We start from the raw sequence: 23,876 nt of genomic DNA, 5'->3' as shown, positions 1-23,876 counted from the left end.
TCCGGCTGCGGATCAGGATGACTGTCCGGTTCGTGGCCTGGACGTTCCTGGCGATCGCGGTCGCGATCCTGGTCGATGATTGCCTGGCCACGCGATCTGGTCCGTTCAGGCTGCAAACCCTGGGCATTATCTGGTCCCGCATCGATTATCCGTCGCTGCGGGCGATCCAGGATGGCGTTGCCAATCATCTCTCCGGCCGGTTGTGGCATTTCGTGTTGAAGCCGGTGCTGATGGCGCCGGCCTGTCCCGTCTTTGCCGCCGCCGGGGCAATCCTGCTTTGGCTTGCGCGGCGGTTGTCTCCGCAGCCGTCGTAGGAGCGGTGACGGCGATTTGAAACCGGGCTTGCTTTGTGTCAATCAGTTGACATAACGCACGCCGGGTTCGAATGAGGCTTTGAATGGCGCAGGCACCGACCAAAGCGCGGGCTGCTCAGCAGTATGATGTCGCGAACCGGCTGTTCTTCCGCCTGTATCAGGCCTCCAACCTGATGCACAAGCAGGGCACGCGTTATGTCGATGCGTTCGGCGCCACCACGCAGCAATGGGCCGTGATCGGCGCTCTGGCGCGGCCGGCGGTGCTGGATGCCGGCGTGACGGTGAAGAGCCTCATCGAGTTCCTGGGGGTCAGCCGGCAGAATCTGGCGATCCTGCTCAACCGGCTCGATGAGCGCCAGTGGATCGAGCGCATCAAGGACAAGGCCGACGGTCGAAGCCGCCGTATCCGGCTGACGGCGGTCGGCAAATCGGTTTGGGCGGCCATGCAAGCGCCGATCGAGGCCTTCTACGGCGCGGCGCTTGCGGACCTCAGCATCGACGAGCAGGTGATGCTCTACAGGCTGCTGGATCGGCTCAAGACCGGTCTGGCTAAGGCTTAGCCGCAACCTCCGGTCGGAAGTTCGGCTTCCGCTTTTCGCGGAACGCCCGGCCGCCTTCCTTCGATTCCTCGGTCTCGTAGTAGAGGCTGAGGGCCTGCATGCCCATGCTGGAGATGCCGCGAATGGATTCGGTGTCGGCGTTGAAGGAACGCTTGGCCAGGGCAAGGGCGGTCGGGCTGCGCTCGAGCAGCTCCTGACACCAGCGATCGACCTCGGCATCGAGCTCGGCGTGCGGCACCACGACATTGGCCAGGCCCATCTCGACGGCCTGCTGGGCCGTGTAGCGCCGGCACAGATACCAGAGTTCGCGCGCCTTTTTCTCGCCGATCACCCGCGCCAGATAAGCGGTGCCGAATCCCGGATCGACCGAGCCGACCTTGGGGCCGACCTGGCCGAACTGCGCCTTGTCCGACGCGATCGTCAGATCGCACAAGGTCGCCAGGACGTTGCCGCCGCCGATCGCAAAGCCGTTGACGCGGGCAATGACCGGCTTGGGCACATCGCGGATCAGGCTCTGCAATTCGTCGATCGGCAGGCCGATGGTGCCGCGTCCGTCATACTGTCCCTCGTGCGCGCCCTGGTCGCCGCCGGTGCAGAAGGCCTTGTCGCCCGCGCCCGTCAGGACGATGACGGCGATGGAACGATCCCATCCCGCCTTGAGGAAGGCGTGGATCAGTTCCTCGACGGTCTGTCCGCGGAAGGCGTTGTAGCTCGCCGGTCGGTTGATGGTGATGCGGGCGACGCCGCGCGGCCGCTCCTCGTAGACGATGTCCTGATAATCCATCCTTGCTTTCTCCTGATCAGGCGCGGGCGGCAGGGGCGGTCTGGGGAAGGGCCGCCTTCACGATCTCGCGCAGCTTGAACTTCTGGATCTTCCCGGACGGGGTGGCCGGCATCTGATCGAGGACCAGCAGACGCTCCGGGATATATTGCAGCGCCACCTTGTTCGACTTCAGGAACTCGACCAGGGTCGCCAGATCGATCGACTGGCCGGGCTTGGTGACGACTGCGGCGCAGGCGCGTTCGCCCAGACGTTCGTCCGGATAGGCAACGATTGCCACCTGGGCGATGGCGGGATGCCTGTAGAGCAGCGCCTCGATCTCGACCACGGGAATATTCTCGCCACCGCGGATGATGACGTCCTTCGAGCGGCCGTCGATCTTGACGTAGCCGCGCTCGTCGAGCTGGGCGAGATCGCCGGTGTCGAACCAGTCCTCCTTGTCCGTGCCGTTGAGATGCGGCCGGTGGAGATAACCGCCGAAATTGGAGCAGGCGCGGATCAGAAGCCTGCCGCTCGTGCCAGTCGGCAGGGGCTTGCCGTCGTTGTCGACAATGCGCAGCTCGACACCGGGCAGCGGACAGCCGCAGGTATTGAAGGCGCGCTCGTCGTCGTCGTCGAGCTTGATCAGGGTTGCGGCACCGTTCTCGGTCATGCCCCAGGCGGAGACGATCTTGGTTCCGAGCACCTTGCGTGCCCGCTCGACCAGCGGTCCGGGGATCGGCGCGCCGGCGCACAGGAAGCTGCGCAGCGTCGGCACGCCGAGGGCTGTGTCGGCGACGGCATTGGTGAGATCGGTGAGGAACGGCGTCGAGGCCATCGTGAAGGTCGCGCCTTCACTGCGGATCACGTCCAGTGCCTTGCGCGGATCCCAGATATCCTGCAGCACCGCCCGTGCGCCGAGCATGATCGGCATCATCAGCCCGTACATGAAGCCGGTCTGATGGGCCATCGGCGAAGCCATCAGGATCACGTCGTCGACGCCCAGCCCAAGGCGCTCGGCATAGGCATGAATATTCGCCGTCATCGAGTTGGACGAGTGCATGACGCCCTTGGGCTCGCCGGTCGTGCCTGATGTATAGATGAGCTGCGTGACATCGTCCGGTGCCGGCCGATGGCTAGTCAGAAGGGCCGTATCGGAGGGAGAGCGCTCGGTCGCGAGCAAGGTCGCGAAATCGTCCTCTCCGCTTCCGCCGATCACCCGCACATGGCGTAGCGCGGGCAAGGCGGGTCGCAGATCCGCGAGCATCTTTTCGTAGTCGTGACCGCGAAAGCGCTTGGGCACGATGGCGACCTTGCTTTCGCCGTGCTTGAGCATGAAGGACAGCTCGCGCTCGCGGAAGATCGGCATCAGGGGATTGAAGACCGCGCCGATGCGGGCGCAGGCCAGATAGATCAGCGTGAATTCCCACCAGTTGGGCAATTGGGCCGACACGACATCGTTGCGGCCGACGCCCAGCCGCGACAGGCCGATCGCCAATCGATCCGTGAGGTCACCAAGCTCGCGATAGGTCAGGCGCTTGACCTCGCCGCGTTCGATCGAGACCGCGGTCAGGGCTTCCTTGTCAGGTCGCTGCTTCAGGCAGGCATCGAGATCGTCGTTGATGGTGCGGTCCCGCCAGAATCCCTTTTCGACCATCGCCGCTCGACGCGGCGGAAAGAGAATCGCATCGAATTGCACGGGCTCCTCCCTAGTCTGGCCAATTCAGGCCTTTCGTTGTCTCAGCTTCTCTCGGGCAATGATCATCTTCATGATTTGCGCGGTGCCGTCGCCGATCTCGAGGCCCATCACGTCGCGCAGCCGCTGCTGATGCGGCAGGTCGAGCGACCAGCCGTAATGGCCGTGGGTGAGCAGGCACTGATGGATAACGTCGACCGCGGTCTTCGGCGCCAGCCATTTGCACATGGCAGCCTCGGCCGTGTGTGGCTTGTCGGCATCCTTGAGGGCCAGCGTGTGGTAACAGAGCTGACGGGCGGCGGCGATCATCGTCTCGCCTTCCGCCAGCGGGAAGGTCACACCCTGGTTGACGGAGAGCGGCGCGCCGAAGGCCTGGCGCTGCTGGATATACGCCCAGCTTTCATCGAGCGAGGCCTGCGCCGCACCTAGGACCTGCAGCCCGATCAGCGCCCGGCTGAAGTCGAAACCCTGCATGACCTGGACGAAGCCAGCGCCCTCGTCGGCCAGACGATGGCTTGCCGGAACGATCACGTCGTCGAAGAAGATCGAGCTGCGGCCGATCGCCTTGCTGCCGAGATCGTTGAAGCGCAGCGTGGTGATGCCGGGCGCATCCATCGGCACCAGGAAGGCGCTGACGCCGCGGGCCTTGTCCTGCACGGAGCCGGTGCGGGCAAAGACGACCAGGGCGTCGGCCTGGTCGGCCATGCTGATCGACGACTTCTCGCCCTTCAGGATATAGCGGTCGCCATCGCGTCGGGCGGACAGGGCGAGATTGGCGGCGTCGGAGCCGCCGCGCGGTTCCGTGAGGCCGAGCGCCAGGATGGCCTCGCCCGACACCAGGCGCGGGATCCAGATCGACCGCAGCTCCGGCGAACCGTGCGTGGCGACGATCTTGCCGTTCAGCGAGCCCAGGATCTGGATATAGGCGACGTTGAGGTCGGCGTAGCCGATCGCCTCGGCGATCAACCCGCTGGTCACGCTCGAGGCGCCGAGACCGCCCAGCGCCTCGGGCAGCTCCGGGGCGATCAGCCCGAGCTGGCCCATCTCGCGAACGAGCGCACGATCGACATGCCCGGCCTGTTCGCGTTTCTGGTAGTCCGGTGCCACTCTGTCGCGCGCGAAGCGCTCGGCGGTCTGCCGGAAAGCGTTCTGTTCCTCGCTGAAACCAGTCATGGCAGCGCTTCGTCAACCGGCCATGGTCAGGCCGCCCGAAACGCTCAGGACCTGGCCGGTCACGAAGCTCGCATCGTCGCTGGCGAAGAAGCAGATGGCGCCCGTCAGATCGTCCGGCTGGCCGATCCGTCCGAGAGGAATGGCGCGGCGGAAGGCTTCGCGCAGCTTCTCCGGATTGCCGGCGGCATTCACGACGCTGCCAAGCAGCGGGCTGTCGGTGGGCCCCGGGCAGACGACGTTGAAGGTGATGCCGTCGCGTGCATGCTCGCGCGCCAGCGTCTTGGACAGGGCAACGAGGCCCGCCTTGCAGGCGGCATAGACGGCTTCGCCCGACGAGCCGACGCGCGCGGCATCCGAGGCGATGTTGACGATGCGGCCGGATCGCCGCTGGACCATTTGCGGAAGCACGGCGTGATGCATGTTGAGTGCTCCGGTCAGGTTGATGGCGATCAGCTTCTGCCAGTCCTCGGGCGCGGTCTGCAGGAACGGCCGGAAGACATCCCAGCCGGCATTGTTCACCAGGATATCGACGGGGCCCAGCCCCGAAGCCACCTGGGCGACGGCTTCGCGGACCGAGTCGTGACTTGAAATATCGCAGGCGAAGGCTTCGGCCTTGCCGCCGTGGTCGAGGATCGCCGTTGCCGTCCTGACGGCGGCGTCGCGATTGACGTCGAATACGGCCACCTTGGCGCCTTCGGCCGCCAGGCGCCGGCATGTGGCGCCGCCGATGGCGCCTCCGCCCCCGGTGACGATGGCAACGCGTCCCGCCAAGCCCCGCATGTTTCCTCCGTCGCTGCCGCTGTCTTCGAACGGCGTTCTAGGGTGAGTCGAATTTTATGTCAATATATTGATGATTATAGGGCGCGCTGATCACGAGCAGCATCTCAAAAGCATCATGATATTGTTGCGAATCCCTGGCGGGATGTTCCAGGGCTCTCGGTTTTGCCCTGGGGCTCGTGCCGTGGCGCGGTCGCGGCTAGACTTGCGTCCAAGTAATGTCTGGGGGAGTACCGGTAATGCCGCTACGCGTGGAAATCCTTCATCCACAAAAGTTCGTGCATATCGTCGCCGAGGGGCCTGTCACGCTGAAGGAAATGGAAGACCATTTCGATACGATCTTCCTGGCCAACGCGATGTCCTATGCCAAGCTGTTCGACGCCACGCGGGGCCAGCCGGTCTATGACGACAACGACGTCATGACGATGGGCGCGCGGCTCAGCGCTTATACAGCCACGCTCGGCAGCGGGCCGTTGGCCGTCGTCGGCAAGGACGACACGATCCGCGCGACGTTCAAGCGCTTCGTGAACATATCGCCGTCGACCCGACCGGCGGCTTTTTTCAGGACCGAGGCCCGGGCGCGGGCATGGCTGGCGGAGAAGGCCAACGAGGCGAAAGCCAAGCCGACGACCGCCGATTCCACGACCTAGACGCGCTACCGTTCCGTCCGCTGAAACGGCACGCGCTTTCATTCTGCAGCGTAGAAGAAAGCGGCGACGCGACGTCCCCGAAGCCACTGCCCTTCATCATGCTGGTTGCCAAGCCTCGAGATACCGTGGATTGCTGTCGTGCCTTGGGATGATCCCAAGGCAGGCGTTCTCAGGGCGGGGTGTAATTCCCCACCGGCGGTAATTGCGAGACATCGCATCAGCCCGCGAGCGCTCGCTCCGTCGGGAGCGAGGACAGCAGATTCGGTGCAATTCCGAAGCCGACGGTCACAGTCCGGATGAAAGAGAGCGTAGCACAGAGGATCGGCGACACGCCCTGCGTGCGTCGCGAGGATGTGCTCGTGCACCCTGATTCTAGCCTCAACGACGTGTGTGAGGGTCTCATGAATCAGAACATCACTGCAGTAGCCACAAAGTCAGGCCGGGATGGATCGGCCAACGACGAAGCGAGGTTTGCGTTCGTCCAGTCCTGCTGGCATCGCGAAATCGTCGATCAGGGCCGGGATTCTTTCCTGAGCGAGATGCGCCGGCGCGGCATTGCCGCGTCCCGTATCGACCTCTACGAGGTGCCCGGTGCCTTCGAACTTCCCCTGCACGCGAAGGTGCTGGGCCGAAGCGGTCGGTATGCGGCCGTGGTCGCCTGCGGCTTCGTCGTCAATGGCGGCATCTATCGGCATGAATTCGTCGCCGAGGCGGTTATCAGCGGTCTCATGTCCGTGCAGCTGGAGATCGAGGTCCCCGTGATCTCCGCGGTTCTGACCCCACGCGATTTCCACGATCACGAGGAACACCGGAAATTCTTCCACGATCATTTCCGGGTGAAGGGAATCGAAGCGGCTGCGGCGTGCGTGAGCACCGCAGCGGCCCTGGACCGCGTACGCGACGTGGCGGAAGCCGCATAATCGCGGCCGGGATTCGGCGCCGTGTGCGATAGCGTGCGCGGCGCCGCCTCCTGGACGACAACCGGATGCAACGGCTTGGCCTGTTCAGGCGTTCCACTGCCTCCGACCGCGATGGTCGGATGGACAGGCTGCTGGCGCCTTCCTAGAGTTCCCCGTTCCAACCAGGGAGCAGATGAATGGTCAAAGTTGGTGACAAGGTTCCCCAGGCAACCTTGCGTGTGATGAGTCCGGAAGGACCAAAGCCGCTATCGACAGAAGAACTCTTCGCTCCGGGCAAGAAGGTCGTCGCCTTCGCTCTGCCCGGCGCCTTCACGCCTACTTGAAGCGCCAAGCATGTGCCAGGTTTTCTGGCCAATATCGATGCGATCAAAGCCAAGGGCGTGGACACGGTAGCCTGCATTTCCGTCAATGATGCCTTCGTCATGGGGGCCTGGGGCAAGGACCAGAAGGTGGGCGACAAGATCCTGATGCTCGCCGACGGCAATGCCGAATTCACCCACGCAATGGGTCTCACCCTGGATGCTTCCAGGAACGGCCTGGGGACCCGCAGCCAACGTTACGCCATGGTCGTCGACGACGGCGTGATCAAGGATCTGCTGGTCGAGAAGCCGGGCGCCTTCGAGGCCTCCGCTGCCGAGAACGTTCTCAAACACCTGTAGTCAGCCGCCTCAGGCACCGGCATCGGACGGTGCTCTTCCGCTTTCGGGAAGAGCACGGCAGGGCGTCGTGGACGAGCACATGGCGTGGCCCATCGTCTTCCCGGCGTCAGTAGCGATGAATCCGTTCGTGTTGTGCAAAGGCTAATGAACTTCGATAATGACAGACGTCGCGTGGCGCAGCGTTCTTAATCTCCAGATCAAAGATCAACTTATGCTCCGCCCGCTGTACCGCCTCTTCTCTTTCTTGTGTGTCATCCTCGCCATCGGAACGGCGAATGAGGTCGTGGCGGAGAGTGTCTATACGAGACATCCACCCTATGGCGGTCCGTCGCAAACGATCTCGATCTACATCGATCCCAGCTTCAGTACGTCCGACAACGCCGAGATCGTAAGCGCGATCAAGGAATGGAATCGCGCCCTGAATGGGGTGCTCGTCCTCGAGGCGTCTGCCCTGCCACCGGCTGACGGCCGCGATGCCCATGCCTGGATCATCAGGAGAGGTCCGAGCAAGGAAGGTATTCGTGAGCAGGGACGGGCGGAGATGAGCTTCGGGACAGTCCAGGCCATGCCCCATGGCGGGGGCGTGCTGCTCATTTTCGACGAGGCGATCAAGTACTTCCATGATCATCCTCTCGACCTCAGGGATGTCATGATGGTCGAGCTCGGCCACGTGGTCGGGCTGCGCCATGCCACGCATATGGAGCTTCTGAGCGGACAATATCGGATCGGCGATGCGAGCTGCATCGACAAAGAGACGGCATCGGCGATTGCCGATCTGCGCAAGGTTCCGGTGGATGCGCTGAACTGGTGCGAGCGCCCCAAGTAGGGGCCGGCATGGTTCCTGGTATATCGCTCTATGGCTTGCTGGGGCTCATGCCCTTGGCGTGCTCCTCCGACGCACAAGCGTCGTGGCCAGCAGCGCCGCCAGAACGATCGCTCCGGCGACATTCACCGTGACCGAGCCGACATAGAGCCACAGCGCGAGATAGACGGAAGAGACCAGGAGCGTGATCGCCGTCACGCGCGCGCCGAACGCGGTGAACTCGTTGAAGGAGATCCGCTTGCCGTCCTTCTCGGCCAGACCGGTCACGGTGACGTTGGCGGAGGCGCCGATCAGCGTGCCGTTGCCGCCCAGGCAGGCGCCGAGCGCCAGGGCCCACCACAGGACCTGACCTTCGGGGCCGGCATCGAGCCGATGCAGCAGCGACGCGACCAGGGGAATGGTGACAGCGGTGTAGGGAATATTGTCGATCACTGCCGACAGAAGGCCGGAGGCCCATAGCACCAGCAGCGCAGCCACGAGCAGCGTGGCCCGTGGCGATAGACTGAGGGCCGCGCCGACGCCGTCGATCGCCCATCCGAGGCCCTGGGCCAGGGAATCGATCAGTCCGGTCGAGACCGCGGCTCCCACCAGCACGAACAGGAACAGGAAGAAGGCGAGGGTCGGCCACTCGATATCCTTCTCCAGGATCGACAGCACGCCGTGCTGGCGCTCCTCGGGCGTCGGTCTGTGCTTCCGGAGATAGTAGAAATCCTGAGCGAACAGGATCACGGCGATACCGATGACCGCCGGCACGCTGACCGGCATGCCCGTCAGCGTGTGGGTCATGAAGCCGGCAAAGATTCCGACCGTGATCCAGCAGGTGGTGCGAAGCAGCGGGACGTTCTGCAGGCGAGCGCCAGTCGGGGTGGCGACGCCATCGTGATCGCGGTCGGCGGCCGGCCCGATGTCTGCTGCGTAGTAGCGGCGGCTGAACAGGACCAGCAGCAGCATCATCACCGTGCAGGGCACTGCGAGATTGTAGATGAAGTCCATGAAGGACAGGCCGCTGCGCGGGTCGGCACCGATCAGCACGTTGGGCGGGTCGCCGATCAGCGTGGCCGTGCCGCCGATATTGGCGGCCATGACCATGGGCAGGAAGAAGGCCGAGCCGTTGATGCGCAAACGGCGCGCCATCTCCGAGGCCATCGGATAGGCGAAAATCACGGTCGTCACATTGTCGAGCAGAGCCGACAGGATGCCGGTGAACCAGATGATGAGCGTGGCGGCACGGCTTGGATTGCCGCGCGAACGCTCGAGGAGACGGTCGACCGCCCAGGGGAAGACGTTGGTGGTCTTCAGGACGCCGACCAGCGCCATCATCGACGCCAGCAGCAGGATGACGTTGAGATCGATCGCCTGCATCGAGGCGTCGAAGGAGATCAGCCGGTATGGCGTGAAGTAGGAGATCGTCCAGACCAGCGCCACCGCGCCGATCGGCACCAGCACGCGGTGGACGCGGTCAGCCGCCAGACCGGCGAACACGATGACGAGAATGAAGCTGACGAGCCCCTGGCTCAAGGCGTCGCGTGTGGAGTCGAAGCCATGCATCAGGCGAGATAGGTGGCGGATACGCCGCCATCGACGACCAGCGTGTGCCCGTTGACGTAGGAAGCGGCTGGCGAGGCGAGGAAGATGGCGGCGCCGGCGATCTCGGTTGGATCGGCCCAGCGTTTGGCCGGACACCGGTCCCGCTGCTTTTCTCCCTGGGGCGATGCCATCAACTGGGCGTTCGTCTCGGTGGCGAAGAAGCCAGGCGAGAGGGCGTTGGTGGTGATGCCCTTGGCGCCCAACTCGGCGGCAAGGCCGCGGGCCAGGGCGCTAAGCCCACCTTTGGCGGCGACGTAGGAGATCGCGCCGGGCACGGCGAGGTCGGCGACGATCGACGAGACCAGGATGAGGCGGCCCCAGCCGCGCTCGATCATGCCGGGCACGATCAGCTTCACCAGCGCGTGCGCGGCCGCAAGGTCGACATCGATGAGACGGGCAAAGTCCTCGGGGCTGATGTCGGCGAAGGGACGGCGGTCGCGTTCGCCGACATTGTGGATCAGCACATCGATGGGGCCAGCTTCGATGACGGCGGCCTGCATGGCCTGTCGGTCGGCCATATCGAAGCCGATGGCGTCGGCCGCAAAGCCGGCATCGCGCAGTTGCGCCACCTGCGGCTTCAGGCGCTCGGCCGAGCGGCCGTGCAGAAGGACGCGGGCTCCGGCCTCGGCCAGCCCGCGCGCCATCTGCCATCCCAGGCCACGGCCGGAGCCCGTGACCAGGGCGGTGCGGCCGGTGAGCTTGAATTGATCGGGAAAGATCGACATCGGACACATTCTTCGTCTATTGCCCCACCCGAATTAGCGTCGGATTGCCAAATGCTGCAACTGCCCAAAGTGATCGGTCATCGAGGCGCGGCCGCCTATGCGCTCGAAAACACCCTCGAGTCCTTTCGCGAGGCCCGGCGGCGAGGTGCGACCTGGGTCGAGATCGACGTCAAGCTGACCGCCGACAATGTGCCGATCCTGATGCACGATGCCTCGCTCAAGCGGACGATGGGGATCGACCGCCTGGTGGCCGAAACCCGGGCCGCCGACCTGCCCCGGGAAGTCCCGACCTTCGAGGCGGCGATCGACTGCTTTCGCGAGCTGGGCCTCGGCTGCAATGTCGAGATCAAGCCCTGTGAAGGTCGGGAAGTCGAGACGGCGCGCGTCGCTGTCGAGACCTTGCGGCGGCAGTGGCCAGCGACCCTGCCGGCCCCCCTGCTGTCGAGCTTCAAGGACACGTCTCTCTCGGCGGCCCGCGACGCTGCCCCCGAGTTTGCCCGTGCGATCCTGATCGACGAAATCGCCAATGACTGGCGCGCTCGCGCCGAGGCGGTCGGCGCGGTCGGGGTGAATACCAACGGCAAGCGGCTGACCGTCCCGCGCGCTGTCGAGATCCGCAAGGCCGGCTATCTCTTGAGCGTGTACACGATCAACGACGGCGAGGTCGCCCGGCTGTTGATGGGATTGGGCGTGCAATGCGTTATCAGCGATGCGCCGGACGTGATCCTTAGCGCCCTGAATTAGCGTATTTTTCGGTTGCCTTCGATGTGCAGTCTTGGTGGACTGTAACGAGACTGAAACAATACTGACACATCACGGTCTCGCCGGACCTCGATATAGGGACCGGTCTCAATGGGGAGGTATTTCACACCATGTCACGCACCTTGCTGTCGTCCGTTGCGGCGATTGTCGCGCTGGCGAGCGCACACGGCGCTGCCGCGCAGACCGAAATCCAGTGGTGGCATGCGATGGGTGGCAAGCTGGGCGAGGCGGTCAACGCGATGACCGACGAGTTCAACAAGTCGCAAAGCGAATACAAGGTCGTGCCGGTCTTCAAGGGTACCTATACGGAGACCTTGACCGCGGCGGTCGCGGCCTTCCGCGCCAAGCAGGGCCCGCACATCGTGCAGGTGTTCGAGGTCGGCACGGCCAACATGATGGCCGCCAAGGGCGCGGTCTATCCAGTTTATCAGCTGATGGCCGACACCAAGGAGCCGTTCGACCCCAAGGCGTTCCTTGGGCCGGTCTATGGCTACTATTCGACGACCGACGGCAAGCTGCTCTCCATGCCGTTCAATTCCTCGACGCCGGTCTTCTACTGGAACAAGGAAATGTTCCAGAAGGCGGGCCTCGATCCCAACACGCCGCCCAAGACCTGGAAGGAAGTGGGTGACGCGGCCGCCAAGCTGGTCGCCTCGGGCGCCAAGTGCGGGCTGACATCGGCCTGGCAGACCTGGGTGCTGCTCGAGAATTACGGCGCCTGGCACAACCTGCCCTTCGCCACGCTGCAGAATGGCTTCGGTGGTCTCGGCACCGAGCTCAAGTTCAACGATGAACCGCGCATCAAGCTGATTTCGATGCTGGCCGACTGGACCAAGGACAAGCGCTTCGTCTATGGCGGCCGTGAGGACAAGCCGACGCCGTTGATGGCCAGCGGCGATTGCGGCATGGAGCTGACCTCGTCCGGTTCGGCCTCGACGCTACTGGCGTCGCTCGGTCCGGACAAACTCGGCATCGGCATGATGCCCTATTCGCCCGAGGTCAGGGCCGAGCCTCAGAACTCGATCATCGGCGGCGCCACGCTGTGGGTGCTGCAGGGGCATCCGAAGGAGGAATACAAGGGCGTCGCCAAGTTCCTGAACTTCGTTTCGAGCCCCGAAGTGGCGGCCAAGTGGCATCAGACCACGGGCTACGTGCCGATCACCTTCGCGGCGGCCAAGCTCACCGAGGAGTCGGGCTTCTACAAGAAGAACCCCGGCCGCGATGTTGCCGTGAAGGAACTGACGCTCAATCCGCCGACCGAGAACTCCAAGGGCCTGCGGCTGGGCAACTTCGTGCAGATCCGTGACGCCGAGGACGAGGAGCTCGAGGCGGTGTGGACCGGCAAGAAGGACGCCAAGACGGCGCTCGATGATGCCGTGAAGCGCGGCAACGAGCTGCTCCGCAAGTTCGAAGCGGCCAACAAGTAGGCTGATGGACAGGCCCTCGCACTCCGGCGCGGGGGCCTTTCTCGACGATGGAAAAACGGGTCACCTTCAACGAACGCTGGCTGCCATACCTCCTGGTGGCGCCGCAGATCGTCGTCACGCTGGTCTTCTTCTTCTGGCCGTCGGCGCAGATGATCTGGCAGTCGACGCTGCTGGAGGATGCCTTCGGCGGCAATACCAAGTTCGTTGGGTTCGACAATTTCGTCAGCCTGTTCAACGACAGCGCCTATTTCGCCTCGGCGCGCCTGACGATCACCTTCAGCTTCCTGGTCGCCGCGATCGGGCTGGCCGTCTCGCTTCTGCTGGCCGTGATGGCCGACCGCGTGATCCGGGGCGCCACGATCTACAAGACCTTCCTGGTTTGGCCCTATGCCGTCGCGCCGGCTGTGGCTGGCGTACTGTGGGGCTTCCTGTTCAATCCGTCCGTCGGCACCGTGGCCTGGCTGCTGCACAATGTCGGCATCGACTTCAATTACGTGACGAACGGCAATCAGGCGCTGCTGCTGATCGTGATTGCCGCGGTGTGGAACCAGGTCAGCTACAACTTCCTGTTCTTCCTCGCCGGCCTGCAGTCCATTCCGCGCTCCCTGATCGAGGCCGCCGCCATTGACGGGGCCGGTCCGAGCCGGCGCTTCTGGGACATCATCTTCCCGCTGCTGTCGCCGACCGGCTTCTTCCTGCTGGTGGTGAACATCATCTACGCCTTCTTCGGCACCTTCGGCGTGGTCGATGCCCTGACCAAGGGCGGCCCGGCCAAGGCGACGGAGATCCTGGTGTTCAAGGTCTACAATGACGGCTTCCGCGGACAGGATCTCGGCGGATCGTCGGCGCAATCCGTCATCCTGATGGTCGTGGTCATCCTGCTCACCATCGTCCAGTTCCGCTTCATCGAGCGGCGGGTGCATTACTGATGGTGGAGAACCGGCCCTTCCTGACGGTGCTGAGCCATCTGGTCATGATCCTGGGCGTGGTGATCGTGGCCTTCCCGGTATGGATGACGTTCGTGGCCTCCACCCACGATCAGGCGACCATGCTGCGCGCGCCGATTCCCCTGCTGCCCGGCACGCACCTGATCGAAAACTACCGGCAGGTGCTGACTGCCGGCTACAACCAGGGCAATGGCGGCATCCCGATCCTGACGACGCTGATGAACAGCCTGATCATGGCGCTGGGCGTGGCGATCGGAAAGATCGCCATCTCCATCATCGCCGCCTTCGCAGTCGTCTATTTCCGCTTCCCGCTGCGCATGGTGTTCTTCTGGGCGATCTTCGTGACGCTGATGCTGCCCGTCGAAGTGCGCATCGTGCCCACCTACGGTGTGGTCGCGGCGCTCGGCATGCTCAATTCCTATGCCGGACTGATCATTCCCATCATCGCTTCGGCCACGGCGACCTTCCTGTTCCGCCAGTTCTTCCTGAGCGTGCCGGACGAGCTGACCGAAGCCTCGCGCGTCGATGGCGCCTCGCCGATGCGGTTCTTCTGGGACATCCTGTTGCCCATGAGCCGGACCTCGATCGCGGCGCTGTTCGTCATCCAGTTCATCTATGGCTGGAACCAGTATCTTTGGCCGCTGCTGATCACGACCAAGGAAAGCTTCTACACCATCGTGATGAACGTCTCCCGGCAGGCCAACGTCGCCGATGCGGCGCCGCAATGGAACCTGCTGATGGCCATGGCGATGCTCGCCATGCTGCCGCCGGTGCTGGTGGTGATCTTCATGCAGCGACAGTTCGTGCGCGGCCTGGTCGAGACGGAGAAATAGGTCATGGCGCAAGTTCATCTGCGCGGCGTGAAGAAGAGCTACGAGAAGCTCGAGGTCATCCACGGCATCGACATGGAAATCGCCGACGGCGAGTTCATCGTCATCGTCGGTCCGTCGGGCTGCGGCAAGTCCACCTTGCTGCGCATGGTCGCGGGACTGGAGAAGATCACCGGCGGCGAGGTCGCGATCGGCGATCGGGTGGTCAACCAGCTCGAGCCAAAGGATCGGGACATCGCCATGGTGTTCCAGAACTATGCGCTCTATCCGCACATGAGCGTGTACGAGAACATGGCTTACGGCCTGAAGATCCGGAAGCTGTCCAAGGAGGATATCGACGCACGGGTGCGCAAGGCGGCCAAGACGCTGGAACTCGACAAGCTGCTCGACCGGCGGCCGCGCCAGCTCTCGGGCGGACAGCGCCAGCGCGTCGCCATGGGCCGCGCCATCGTGCGTGAGCCGGCGGTCTTCCTGTTCGACGAGCCGTTGTCGAACCTCGACGCCAAGCTGCGCGTGCAGATGCGGCTCGAGATCAAGCGGCTGCAGCGGGAGCTTGGCGTGACCTCGATCTATGTCACGCACGACCAGGTCGAGGCGATGACGCTGGCCGACCGCTTGATCGTGATGAATGCCGGTGTCGCCGACCAGATCGGCACGCCGATGGATGTGTACGACAAGCCGGCCTCGGTGTTCGTGGCAGGCTTCATCGGCTCGCCGGCCATGAATTTTCTCGCCGCCAAGGTCGGCGAAGAGGGCCGCCTGGTCGAGCTTGCGGCGACAGGGGCGGGGCGCGTGGCCTTGCCGCTGGGGCGTCGATCCTCGGCCGCCGCCGGAACCCCGGTGGCTGTCGGTCTGCGACCGGAGCATCTGCGACCGGCCGACGATGGGCCGCTGGAGTTCGAAATCGAGCTGGCCGAGCCGCTGGGCGCGGATACGCTTCTGCATGGCCGCTTCGGGGCAGCCCGCGAGCTGGTGACGGTGCGCCAGAGCGGCCACGTGCGGGCCGCCCCTGGGGAGCATCGCCGGTTCGCCATCGATGCGGACTGCCTGCATCTATTCGACTCCCAGACGGGCCGACGCATCGCCGACGCCTGAGCGGGCCCGACGCCTGAGCGAGCCCGTCCCTGGCGGCGCATAAAGGACTCGTCGACCCTGTCGGGTGGCGCTAAGAGTTGGGCGCAATCACCGGCAGGCGATCGCCCTGGGAGCGAGCGGGTTGAAGGCCGGTCTGTACGGAGCTTGAAATTGACGATCCGAGCCTGGCTGGGCGGCATTGGACGACCTTTCGCCCTTGTCCTTGGCCTGGGAATAGGAGTCGCTGGGTGCCAGGCGGTACCGGGCGATGGTCCCTGGATGAATGGCGCCAAGGCCGGCAGCACCGAAGCCATGCCGTTCGATGTGATCGATCTCACCCCGACCACGATCGTGGCCTATCAGGCTTCGCCTGCTCCCGCCCGGCCGCCCACGGTCGAGCCATCGGCGGGCAGGGCGCTGACAGCGGCGCCTGGTGACGTACTGAGCGTGCGCATCTTCGAGCGCTACGAAGGGGCTACCTTTCCGACGATCCAGAACGACGCCGCGTCCGATCTCGGCAACAAGATCGTGACGCCCGAAGGCACGATCGAGGTGCCCTATGTCGGTACGGTCAAGGTGGCGGGCCTGCGGCCGCGGGAAATCGAAGCCGAGATCACTGCCCGCATCGCCAACAAGGCGAAGGAACCCCAGGTGCTGGTCGACTTCGTGGCCGACCGCACCAACACGGTGATGGTGTCCGGCGACGTCAAAAATCCCGGACGCGTCTCCCTCAGTGAAGGGCTGCGCACCGTGATGGATGCCATCAATCGCGCTGGCGGCCCCGTCGAGCCGAAGCTTCCACCGGCCAAGACCAAGAAGCAGATGGAAGAGGAAGAGGATGCTGCGGCGGCCTCCAGCAAGAGCGCTGCTGCCGGTAGTTCGGGCGGCGGCCCGGTGCCCAGCAGCGCCAATCCTCTCTTCGATGAACCGAAGGTTCAGATCACCGGTCCCTGGCAGCTCGAAGTCATCGTGCGCCGGCAGGGACGCCTGATCTTGGACAAGCAGCTTTCCGAGTTGATGCAGGGGGGCGATATCGGGATCGAGAAGGGCGACGAGATCGTTCTCCGTCCGAATGAGCAAGTGGTCACGATCCTGGGGGCCGTCGCGAAGGCCGGTAACGTCCAGATCAAGAAGCCGAACATGTCCCTGGCCGAGACCCTCGGCGCCGTCGGTGGCCTAGTCGATCTGCGCAGCAACAAGACCGGCCTCTATGTCTTCCGGATGGGCGACCTCGAAACCAATCCGAGTGCCCGCGCCCGCATCTTCCGACTCGACTTCATGCAGCCGTCGTCGGTGCTCGTGGCCCAGCAATTTCCTGTTCAGCCGAGAGATGTGGTCTTTGTAGCGAACGCGCCCTTGCGCGAGTACGACAAGGTCCTCTCGTCCCTGTACCGCAGCGCGGCGTTCGCCGGCGGCGTGGTCGCCCTGACCAAGTAAGAGCAGCGTACCGGCTTGCCGAAAAGGCCAGCTTGATTGGGCTGTCCTCGATGGCGTTGGGAGTGGCATTCTATCCCGTTGTCAGGCTGATGACGTCCTGCTCCAGGCGGTCGTTGACGAACCGCGCTCGCGCTCGCGTTTTTTTAGTGTCGTCACGCGATCGCTATGGCGTGACTATTGTTGCAGCAAGCCTCGTCGGCAGACGCGCGGTTGGGGCTGATTGCCCATAATGGGCACCCACACCCTCGCCGTGGGCGGTTGCCGGAAGAAATACTGCAGGCGACATGAAAACGCTTTTGACCCGCATCGGGTCGACGGTGGTTTTCGCCGAGCAACGGGGATGGGAACGCGGCAGCTGCGTCGTCACCGCCAAGACCGCAATGAACGGCTCTGGCGTCGACGTCGCAACAGCGTTGGGGATTGGGGCGACATGTTCGAGTGCGGATGGGGAGATCGCTTGCGAGCGAGGGTCGAGCGTGCGCCAGCGGTGGCGGCGCTGGTGCTGTTTTGTGGCGTTCCTCTTGTGGCTCATGGTCAGACATCGCAGCCGCAGAGCATTCCCCTGCAGCTGCTGCAGCAGAACACCGACTCGAATTGGGCGCTCGGTATCAATGTCGGCATCAACGGCGGGGCACCACAGCTCTATCTGTTCGATACCGGCTCGTCACTGTTCAATGCCGTCTACAACCAGAGCTGGTGGCCCGGCTTCACGCCGACCAACAGCCCCAGTACGGGCAACACACCAGCCTCGACCGTCGCCGGCGGCAGCGCGTTCAAGTATTGCTATGGAGCCAACCCGAACAGTTGCACCGGATATCAGGGCAATATCGTCCAGGCGACAACGCTCAATTTCTACACGCCACCGACTCTCGGCGCGGTGCAAACCCTGGCGGCAACCCTCAGTGCATCGCCGGGCTACCAGATCAACGCTGTCTACAATCATTATGATAGTGGCACCGCCACGTTGGTCGCCGGGGCCACGTCTCCACCGATCCGCGATACCTTCTATGGAACTTTCGGCGCCTCCGACTTCGCCGACCAGCAAAGCGCGAACTATCATCCCGGCGGCGTACTCGGGCAGACGATCGTGGATAACGTGACGCAAGGCTACGTCGTCTCGGCCAACGGGCAGACCAATCCGGTCACAGGAAGCGGGAACGCTCCCCAACAAGCGAATGGCCAGAACGTCATGCTGGCCGGGATCCAGCAGAAGGTCACGACCTGCAGCCCTTGCGTCACGGTCGGCCTGACGCCGCAGATGCTGGGCCAGTTCGCCCCGATCAATCCCGGCAGTTCGACAAACCCGACCGGCCTCGTTCCCTGGGCCACCGGCGCCGCGACCTATGCCTTTCCGAATCCGTATGGGGGTGCCACAGGAAACAATTCCTCGAAGGAGTTCGGTGCCAACTACATCGTCAACCTGACGAATGCTCAGACCGCGTCGGCGACGCGCGGGCTGCTCGATACCGGAACGCTCGACCTGACGCTGGCCAATTCGCTCAACGGAGGAAATACCAGCAGCGGCACGCTTACCGTGCTCGGCGCCACGACCAGCGGAACAGCGGTCTCCGGCCTTACGACCACGTCGATGGTTCTCAATACCTCTTCTCCGATCACCTATAACGCGACGGTCTCGACTGCCTCGACGAACACGATCGGGATTTCGTTCTTCCTGCAGAACTCGGTGTTGTTCGATCTCGGCAACCAGGCGGTCGGCTACACGCCCTTCTTCGTCACCGATACCAATCTGACGACGACGGCCAGCGGGCCGCTCGTCGTCGACGGAAGCAACATACCGATCGGCGTGGCTGGCGTGATCTCCGGACCCGGTGGCGTGTCGGTCGGCAGCGGCGGCGCGCTGCAGCTAAGCGCTACCAACACCTATATGGGCGTCACCACCATCGCCGGAAAGAGCGGCAGCACACCGGCCGGCCTGCTTTACGTTGCCGGGCCTGGCAGTATCGGCAGTTCCTCCGGCATCGTTAACAACGGCGTCCTCGACATCTCGCGCGCCTGGGCGCCTGTCGGCATCCAGGCCCTGTCGGGAGCGGGTTGGGTCGCGCTGGGCGGCCAGAACCTGACGATCAATGCGGCCAACGGAACCTTCTCGGGCACCATCAGCGACTCCTTTCCCGTCGGCAATGCGGCTCTCGGCGATGTCCCCGATCTCGGCTCTTTTCCCGGCACTGGCGGCAGTGTGACGATCGCCGGCGGCGTGCAGACGCTGAGCGGCACCAACACCTATACCGGGCTTACCACCGTGAGCGGCGGCCAGCTGGTGCTGAACGGCAGCGTCGCGCGCGATGTCTTCGTCGGCACGGCCGGCGCGCTGAGCGGCACCGGCACCATCGGCCGGGATCTGTTCAATGCGGGCATCGTCTCGCCCGGCACTCTCTCCAGCCCGCTGACCGTGCAGGGCAGCTACACGCAGGCGGCGGGAGGCGTGTACTACACAGTGGTGAATGCGGCCGGCCAGAGCAGCCAGCTCGCGGTCGGCGGCACGGCCAACCTTCAGGGCGGGACGGTGCTGGTCGGCGCGACACCGGGCTCTTATGCGCCGCGGACCACCTACACCATCCTGAAGGCCACCGGCGGCGTGACTGGCGCCTTCTCCTCGGCGTTCAGCAGCTCGCCGTTCCTGGTTCCGAGCCTCAGCTATGATGCCAACGACGTCTATCTGACGCTGCAGGCCGGCAACTTCGGCATTGCAGCGCAGACACCGACCCAGGCGGCGGTGGCGGCAGTCCTGAATGCCAGTGCCGCGACAGCCAGCGGCGACTTCGCCAATGTGATCGGCGTGCTGACCTCACTGAGCCCGGCCCAGGTCTCGGCAGCGCTGACCTCGCTCAGCGGCCAGAACTATGCCGCCTTCTCCAGCTCGATGATGCAGGGCGCGCGGCTGTTCATGGACAACTTCCAGTCACAGGCCGGTGGCTCGAGCCGCGGCGGCGGCAAGGTGGCGCTGGCCGAAGCCTGCGACATTGCCTGTGACGTGACGGAACCGGCGAAGTGGGGCGCCTGGGGCGGCGGTGTCGGCGGCTTCGGCACGGTCGGCGCCGGTGCCGGCACAGGGACGGTCACCTACAACCTCGGCGGCTTCGCGGCCGGTCTCGATCGACGGCTGAACGAGAATTTCCTCGCTGGCGTGGCGGTGGGCTACACGAGCGGCCAACAGTGGGTGGGCGGTTTCAGCGGCACCGGCATGTCGAACACGTACCAGGCCGCCTTGTACGGCGAGTACACGGACGGGCCAGTCTATGTCGACGGCCTGGCGGGCTACGCCTACAGCGCCAACCAGATGTGGCGCACCATCGCCATCCCGGGTCTGGCGGTGCGGACGGCGCAGGCCTCGACGGGCGCCAACCAGGTGTTCGGCCAGGTCGAGGGCGGCTACCGCTTTGCGCTCGGCACCAAGGGCGAGAACACGGTAGCGCCGTTCGCGCGGCTGCAGGCCTATACGGGCACGCAGAACGGCTTCAGCGAGACGGGCGCGCAGTCGCTCAATCTCAGCGTGGCGTCGCAGACGAGCAATTCGCTGCGCTCGGTGCTGGGCGCGCAGGTGAACGGCGCCGTGGACCTCGGCTGGCGCGAGAAACTCGGGCTGCAGATCCGGTTGGGCTGGAGCCACGAATATGCCAGCACGTCGTTGCCTGTGTCGGCGACCTTGGCCGGAGCGGCGGGCCAGTCGTTCACGACCTACGGCGTGTCACCGCAACGCGACGGCATGCTGCTGGGCTTCGCCGTCGGCACCGCGATCGCCGACGCCACTTCGCTCTACGCCCGCTACGAAGGTATCGTGTCCGGGCAGGACAACAGCCACGCCTTTACCGCCGGCGTCCGCATGACGTGGTGATCTGACTTGCATCGCGGGCGCTTGCCTCTGCGCGCAGGAACGTCGCTCAGCTCGGTGCGTATTTCAGGCTGCAGCCGTAAGGCCGGGTTGAAGCGTCGCTGACCGGCTTGCCGGCCAGAACCTCGTCGAGGGCCAGGCGCACATATTGCCTGGCGCGCGGCACATCATCGACGTTGGTCGAGGCGATCGAGTCGATGCCGCCCTTGTAGACCAGAATGCCGGCAGTGCTGATGATGAACATGTGCGGCGTCACCGTGGCGCCGTAGGCATGCGCGATCCGGCTCTGCGGATCGAGCAGCACGGCGGCCGGCGCGGCCTTGTTCTGACGCACGATTTCGTTGGCCTCGGCCGCCGTCACATAGCCCTGTTCGCCGGGCGCCGAAGCGGCGACGGTAAGCCAGACCACGCCCTTGGCGGCAGCGTCGCGCTGCAATGCCTGCATGTTGCCGGATCGATATTGCTTTCCGACATAGGGGCAGTCGTGATTGGTGGTCTCGAGGACGACGATCTTTCCGCGCAGCTGGGCAAGGTCCCAGCTCTTGCCGTTGCTGTCGGTGCCGACGAAGGTCGGGGCAGGACTGCCGATGTCGGCAGCGGCACGAGCCGCCAGCGGCGCGAATGCCAGGGCCGCACTGCCAACCAGGAACGAACGACGAGGAACAGTGAGCTGCGGCATGCTGCCTCCTCCTATCGCTTGGCTGCTATCGAGACGTGAGGTCCGAAACGACCGATGCCTCGGTCAGGATTTGCGGCAGGATCTTGGGGCGAGAGGCGCCCGGCGCCCAGTAGAGATAGAGCGGCACGCCGGCGCGGCCCATTTGCTTCAGCATCGCCGTGATCTCGGGATCGCGGTTCGTCCAGTCGCCCTTGAGCTTCACGGTGCCGGTCTGGTCGAAGGCGCGTCGCGTCGCACTGGTTTCGAGCGCGACCCGTTCATTGACCAGACAGGTGATGCACCAGGCGGCGGTGAAATCGACGAACACCGGCTTGCCGGCAGCGACGGCTTCATCGACGCGGGCTCGCGAGAAGGGAGTCCAGCCGTCGAAGCTTACCGCGCTCGAGGGCCCGCCGGCGGTGGTCGCCGCAGTGGCTGGCCGCTCTTCGACCTTGAGGGCGGCGGCGAAGGCCAGCAGGACGGCCAGCGCCGCAAGGGCACGTCGCGCCCATCGCGTGGGGGAGGCGGGAGCGCCGATGCGCAACAGCCAGATGGCGAAGGCGATCAGGATCATGCCGCCCAGCGCATAGAGCACACCGTCGGCGCCGGTCTGCTGCGTCAGCACCCACACCATCCAGACGGCGGAGGCGTACATCGGAAAGGCCAGCAACTGGCGCAGGCGCACCATCCACGAACCGGGCTTCGGCAGCAGCCGTTGCAGCGCCGGCGTCATGGCCAGGGCAAGGTAGGGCAGCGCCAGGCCGAGGCCCATCGCCAGCAGCACGGCCACGGTCTGCGGCGCCGGCTGGCTGAGCGCGAAGCCGAGCGCCGCGGCCATGAAGGGCGCCGTGCAGGGCGTTGCCACTACGACCGCGAGCACACCGGTGAAGAAGGCGCCCGTCATGCCGTGGCGGCCGGCCAATTCCTGGCCCAATCCGGCGAAGCGTCCGCCGATTTCGAACAGGCCCGACAGGTTGAGCCCGACGATGAAGAAGAGATAGGCGATCAGCAGCGAGAAGATCGGCGACTGGAACTGGAAGCCCCAGCTCACGTCGCCCAGGCTCGACCGAAGCGCGACGACGACCGTTGCCATTGCGGCGAAGGAGACGAGAACGCCCGCCGTGTAGGCCACGCCGTCGCGCCGGATCTCGCCGCGCGAGTGGCCGACCAGATCGACGAAGGCGGCGGCCTTCATCGCCAGGACGGGAAAGACGCACGGCATCAGGTTGAGGATCAGGCCGCCGAGCAGGGCAAAGGCCAGCGCCTGCCACAGAGACAAGGTCTCGCCCTCGACGGTCCCTGCCGACGCCGCCGCCTGCGGCACGAAGGAAGGATCGAGCTTTGCCACGACGTCGAAGGCCTGGCGATGCTCGCCGTCGGCGGTCTTCTCGGTCAGGGCCAGAACGCCCGCGATCTGCTGGGGCGCCGCGGCCTTGGCATCCCCCTTCTTGAGCGGAATGCGGATCCCGTCGGCGGTGACCTTGGCGGTCTGCTTCGCCATGTTGGCGACGGCGCCCCATTCGGCGGGGAAGAAGTAGACGTCGCGGATGGTCTCGGGCTTCAGACCCTTGGCCTCGACGATCAGGGTCGGATCGCCCGACGCGGCGACGCCGAAGCGCGCCGGCCATGGGCTTTCGGTCGGCACCTTACGGCGTGCCTGATCGAACAGCGCCAGCGTAGCGGCATTGGCCGCCGTTGCCGCTGTGCCGACCGGCAAGGTCAGACTGAACTTACCTTCTTCGGGGATGCAGACGTCATCGCAGACGAGCCAGTTCGCATCGGCGGCCAAGGCCAGGGTCGAACCGGCAAAGTTCGCCGGCAGCGTGATCTTCGTCAGCAGCAGGATGTCGCCTTCGAAGCCGTAATTGATGATGCCGCTGACATCGATCCTGCTCGGGGTCGGCCAGACGATCGGTCCGGCCGTAACACCTTCGGGCAGCGTCCAGCTGATGTCGGTGGCCTGTCCGGCATCACCCGGATTCTTCCAGTAGGTATGCCAATGCGGGCGGATGGTCTGGCGCAGCGCCACCCAGAAGGATTGGCCCGGTTGCGCCTGGGCGACATCGGAGATCAGTTCGGCGCGCACATTGTCCGTCTTCACCACGGACTGCGCGAAGGCCGGCAGGGCGAGGAGAAGCGACAGCAACAGGGCGAGAACGCGCGACATGGTCGACATTAAGTGAGCCCGGACCACGGCCCTGGCAAGGCAATCTGGATCAAGTGCCCGTGAGATTTTGCCCCGGCCCA

Annotated in this window: 22 protein-coding genes and 1 riboswitch; of the genes, 14 read left to right on the top strand and 8 right to left on the bottom strand. The window is 64.7% G+C overall.

The window, feature by feature from the left end; genetic code table 11:
* The first annotated feature begins 17 nt into the window (after window positions 1–17).
* Both B5D62_RS25995 and B5D62_RS25990 read left to right on the top strand, forming a co-directional pair.
* A complete protein-coding gene (locus B5D62_RS25995) occupies window positions 18–314 on the top strand; it encodes a hypothetical protein (protein ID WP_139374097.1) in 297 nt (98 codons plus the stop codon).
* 83 nt (window positions 315–397) lie between these two features.
* Window positions 398–874 (top strand): MarR family winged helix-turn-helix transcriptional regulator, encoded by a 477-nt coding sequence (locus tag B5D62_RS25990; RefSeq protein WP_085936964.1) that lies wholly within the window; start codon window positions 398–400, stop codon window positions 872–874.
* Here B5D62_RS25990 and B5D62_RS25985 read toward each other — a convergent pair.
* From B5D62_RS25985 to badH, 4 genes are read right to left on the bottom strand one after another with little or no spacing between them, the layout of a single operon-like run.
* On the bottom strand, window positions 864–1,658 hold the full coding sequence (locus B5D62_RS25985; protein WP_085936963.1) for an enoyl-CoA hydratase-related protein: 795 nt from the start codon (window positions 1,656–1,658) through the stop codon (window positions 864–866). The genes B5D62_RS25990 and B5D62_RS25985 overlap by 11 nt on opposite strands.
* Before the next feature lie 16 nt (window positions 1,659–1,674).
* Entirely contained in the window at window positions 1,675–3,333 is a 1,659-nt protein-coding gene (gene aliA / locus B5D62_RS25980; protein WP_085936962.1) for a cyclohexanecarboxylate-CoA ligase, read from the bottom strand.
* A gap of 24 nt (window positions 3,334–3,357) precedes the next feature.
* A complete protein-coding gene (gene aliB, locus B5D62_RS25975) occupies window positions 3,358–4,503 on the bottom strand; it encodes a cyclohexanecarboxyl-CoA dehydrogenase (RefSeq protein WP_085936961.1) in 1,146 nt (381 codons plus the stop codon).
* Between the two features lie 12 nt (window positions 4,504–4,515).
* Window positions 4,516–5,283 carry a 2-hydroxycyclohexanecarboxyl-CoA dehydrogenase gene (badH, locus tag B5D62_RS25970; protein ID WP_085936960.1) on the bottom strand — a complete coding sequence of 256 codons (768 nt, stop codon included), beginning with the start codon at window positions 5,281–5,283 and terminating at the stop codon, window positions 4,516–4,518.
* Window positions 5,284–5,519: 236 nt separating this feature from the next.
* Here badH and B5D62_RS25965 point away from each other — a divergent pair, with 236 nt between their 5' ends.
* The 5 genes from B5D62_RS25965 (at window position 5,520) to B5D62_RS25950 (ending at window position 8,335) form a co-directional block, all read left to right on the top strand.
* Window positions 5,520–5,930 (top strand): hypothetical protein, encoded by a 411-nt coding sequence (locus tag B5D62_RS25965; protein ID WP_085936959.1) that lies wholly within the window; start codon window positions 5,520–5,522, stop codon window positions 5,928–5,930.
* A gap of 161 nt (window positions 5,931–6,091) precedes the next feature.
* A riboswitch (FMN riboswitch) is annotated at window positions 6,092–6,242 on the top strand.
* A 26-nt stretch (window positions 6,243–6,268) separates the two neighbouring features.
* Window positions 6,269–6,850, top strand: coding sequence for a 6,7-dimethyl-8-ribityllumazine synthase (locus B5D62_RS25960; protein WP_231714941.1), 582 nt, complete (start codon window positions 6,269–6,271; stop codon window positions 6,848–6,850).
* A gap of 176 nt (window positions 6,851–7,026) precedes the next feature.
* Window positions 7,027–7,173 (top strand): hypothetical protein, encoded by a 147-nt coding sequence (locus B5D62_RS34420; RefSeq protein ID WP_419188817.1) that lies wholly within the window; start codon window positions 7,027–7,029, stop codon window positions 7,171–7,173.
* A gap of 12 nt (window positions 7,174–7,185) precedes the next feature.
* Window positions 7,186–7,509, top strand: coding sequence for a peroxiredoxin family protein (locus tag B5D62_RS25955; RefSeq protein WP_419188816.1), 324 nt, complete (start codon window positions 7,186–7,188; stop codon window positions 7,507–7,509).
* Window positions 7,510–7,720: 211 nt separating this feature from the next.
* Window positions 7,721–8,335 (top strand): zinc metalloprotease, encoded by a 615-nt coding sequence (locus tag B5D62_RS25950; RefSeq protein ID WP_085936957.1) that lies wholly within the window; start codon window positions 7,721–7,723, stop codon window positions 8,333–8,335.
* Window positions 8,336–8,380: 45 nt separating this feature from the next.
* On the opposite strand, the gene B5D62_RS25945 is transcribed toward B5D62_RS25950, so the two are convergent.
* Window positions 8,381–9,850, bottom strand: a complete 1,470-nt coding sequence (locus tag B5D62_RS25945) for an ArsB/NhaD family transporter (RefSeq protein ID WP_170921138.1) — start codon at window positions 9,848–9,850, stop codon at window positions 8,381–8,383.
* 29 nt (window positions 9,851–9,879) lie between these two features.
* Window positions 9,880–10,644 (bottom strand): SDR family oxidoreductase, encoded by a 765-nt coding sequence (locus B5D62_RS25940; RefSeq protein WP_085936955.1) that lies wholly within the window; start codon window positions 10,642–10,644, stop codon window positions 9,880–9,882.
* Between the two features lie 51 nt (window positions 10,645–10,695).
* Here B5D62_RS25940 and B5D62_RS25935 point away from each other — a divergent pair, with 51 nt between their 5' ends.
* The 7 genes from B5D62_RS25935 (at window position 10,696) to B5D62_RS25905 (ending at window position 20,974) form a co-directional block, all read left to right on the top strand.
* On the top strand, window positions 10,696–11,388 hold the full coding sequence (locus B5D62_RS25935) for a glycerophosphodiester phosphodiesterase family protein (RefSeq protein WP_085936954.1): 693 nt from the start codon (window positions 10,696–10,698) through the stop codon (window positions 11,386–11,388).
* Window positions 11,389–11,516: 128 nt separating this feature from the next.
* Window positions 11,517–12,833, top strand: a complete 1,317-nt coding sequence (gene ugpB, locus B5D62_RS25930) for a sn-glycerol-3-phosphate ABC transporter substrate-binding protein UgpB (protein WP_085936953.1) — start codon at window positions 11,517–11,519, stop codon at window positions 12,831–12,833.
* A 47-nt stretch (window positions 12,834–12,880) separates the two neighbouring features.
* Window positions 12,881–13,762 carry a sn-glycerol-3-phosphate ABC transporter permease UgpA gene (gene ugpA / locus B5D62_RS25925; RefSeq protein WP_085936952.1) on the top strand — a complete coding sequence of 294 codons (882 nt, stop codon included), beginning with the start codon at window positions 12,881–12,883 and terminating at the stop codon, window positions 13,760–13,762.
* Complete coding sequence (gene ugpE / locus B5D62_RS25920) at window positions 13,762–14,613, top strand: sn-glycerol-3-phosphate ABC transporter permease UgpE (RefSeq protein ID WP_085936951.1); 852 nt, start codon at window positions 13,762–13,764, stop codon at window positions 14,611–14,613. Before ugpA ends, ugpE begins: the two co-directional genes overlap by 1 nt.
* A 3-nt stretch (window positions 14,614–14,616) precedes the next feature.
* Window positions 14,617–15,705 carry a sn-glycerol-3-phosphate import ATP-binding protein UgpC gene (locus B5D62_RS25915; RefSeq protein ID WP_085936950.1) on the top strand — a complete coding sequence of 363 codons (1,089 nt, stop codon included), beginning with the start codon at window positions 14,617–14,619 and terminating at the stop codon, window positions 15,703–15,705.
* Window positions 15,706–15,855: 150 nt separating this feature from the next.
* Entirely contained in the window at window positions 15,856–17,121 is a 1,266-nt protein-coding gene (locus B5D62_RS25910; protein WP_139374096.1) for a polysaccharide biosynthesis/export family protein, read from the top strand.
* A 457-nt stretch (window positions 17,122–17,578) separates the two neighbouring features.
* A complete protein-coding gene (locus B5D62_RS25905) occupies window positions 17,579–20,974 on the top strand; it encodes an autotransporter outer membrane beta-barrel domain-containing protein (RefSeq protein WP_170921137.1) in 3,396 nt (1,131 codons plus the stop codon).
* Window positions 20,975–21,020: 46 nt separating this feature from the next.
* Here B5D62_RS25905 and B5D62_RS25900 read toward each other — a convergent pair whose 3' ends face one another.
* Window positions 21,021–21,650: a redoxin domain-containing protein gene (locus tag B5D62_RS25900; RefSeq protein ID WP_085936947.1), complete on the bottom strand. Its 630-nt coding sequence runs from the start codon at window positions 21,648–21,650 to the stop codon at window positions 21,021–21,023.
* Between the two features lie 25 nt (window positions 21,651–21,675).
* The gene (locus B5D62_RS25895; protein WP_085936946.1) at window positions 21,676–23,805 is read right to left on the bottom strand and encodes a protein-disulfide reductase DsbD family protein; all 2,130 of its coding nucleotides are present in this window, start codon (window positions 23,803–23,805) and stop codon (window positions 21,676–21,678) included.
* Window positions 23,806–23,876: the final 71 nt, after the last annotated feature.

The organism is Enhydrobacter aerosaccus, from assembly GCF_900167455.1.
Classification (GTDB): Bacteria; Pseudomonadota; Alphaproteobacteria; order Reyranellales; family Reyranellaceae; genus Reyranella; species Reyranella aerosaccus.
This window is presented reverse-complemented; position numbering and strand designations above follow the sequence as displayed.

What these genes read in the sequence shown, in the direction of transcription:
- B5D62_RS25995 (WP_139374097.1), top strand. Translation starts at nt 18, where the DNA reads ATGACTGTCCGGTTCGTGGCCTGGACGTTCCTGGCGATCGCGGTCGCG.
- B5D62_RS25940 (WP_085936955.1), bottom strand. Translation starts at nt 10,644, where the DNA reads ATGTCGATCTTTCCCGATCAATTCAAGCTCACCGGCCGCACCGCCCTG.
- aliB (WP_085936961.1), bottom strand. Translation starts at nt 4,503, where the DNA reads ATGACTGGTTTCAGCGAGGAACAGAACGCTTTCCGGCAGACCGCCGAG.
- ugpB (WP_085936953.1), top strand. Translation starts at nt 11,517, where the DNA reads ATGTCACGCACCTTGCTGTCGTCCGTTGCGGCGATTGTCGCGCTGGCG.
- B5D62_RS25965 (WP_085936959.1), top strand. Translation starts at nt 5,520, where the DNA reads ATGCCGCTACGCGTGGAAATCCTTCATCCACAAAAGTTCGTGCATATC.
- ugpA (WP_085936952.1), top strand. Translation starts at nt 12,881, where the DNA reads ATGGAAAAACGGGTCACCTTCAACGAACGCTGGCTGCCATACCTCCTG.
- B5D62_RS25935 (WP_085936954.1), top strand. Translation starts at nt 10,696, where the DNA reads ATGCTGCAACTGCCCAAAGTGATCGGTCATCGAGGCGCGGCCGCCTAT.
- B5D62_RS25915 (WP_085936950.1), top strand. Translation starts at nt 14,617, where the DNA reads ATGGCGCAAGTTCATCTGCGCGGCGTGAAGAAGAGCTACGAGAAGCTC.
- B5D62_RS25895 (WP_085936946.1), bottom strand. Translation starts at nt 23,805, where the DNA reads ATGTCGACCATGTCGCGCGTTCTCGCCCTGTTGCTGTCGCTTCTCCTC.
- ugpE (WP_085936951.1), top strand. Translation starts at nt 13,762, where the DNA reads ATGGTGGAGAACCGGCCCTTCCTGACGGTGCTGAGCCATCTGGTCATG.
- B5D62_RS25985 (WP_085936963.1), bottom strand. Translation starts at nt 1,658, where the DNA reads ATGGATTATCAGGACATCGTCTACGAGGAGCGGCCGCGCGGCGTCGCC.
- badH (WP_085936960.1), bottom strand. Translation starts at nt 5,283, where the DNA reads ATGCGGGGCTTGGCGGGACGCGTTGCCATCGTCACCGGGGGCGGAGGC.
- B5D62_RS34420 (WP_419188817.1), top strand. Translation starts at nt 7,027, where the DNA reads ATGGTCAAAGTTGGTGACAAGGTTCCCCAGGCAACCTTGCGTGTGATG.
- B5D62_RS25900 (WP_085936947.1), bottom strand. Translation starts at nt 21,650, where the DNA reads ATGCCGCAGCTCACTGTTCCTCGTCGTTCGTTCCTGGTTGGCAGTGCG.
- B5D62_RS25990 (WP_085936964.1), top strand. Translation starts at nt 398, where the DNA reads ATGGCGCAGGCACCGACCAAAGCGCGGGCTGCTCAGCAGTATGATGTC.
- B5D62_RS25950 (WP_085936957.1), top strand. Translation starts at nt 7,721, where the DNA reads ATGCTCCGCCCGCTGTACCGCCTCTTCTCTTTCTTGTGTGTCATCCTC.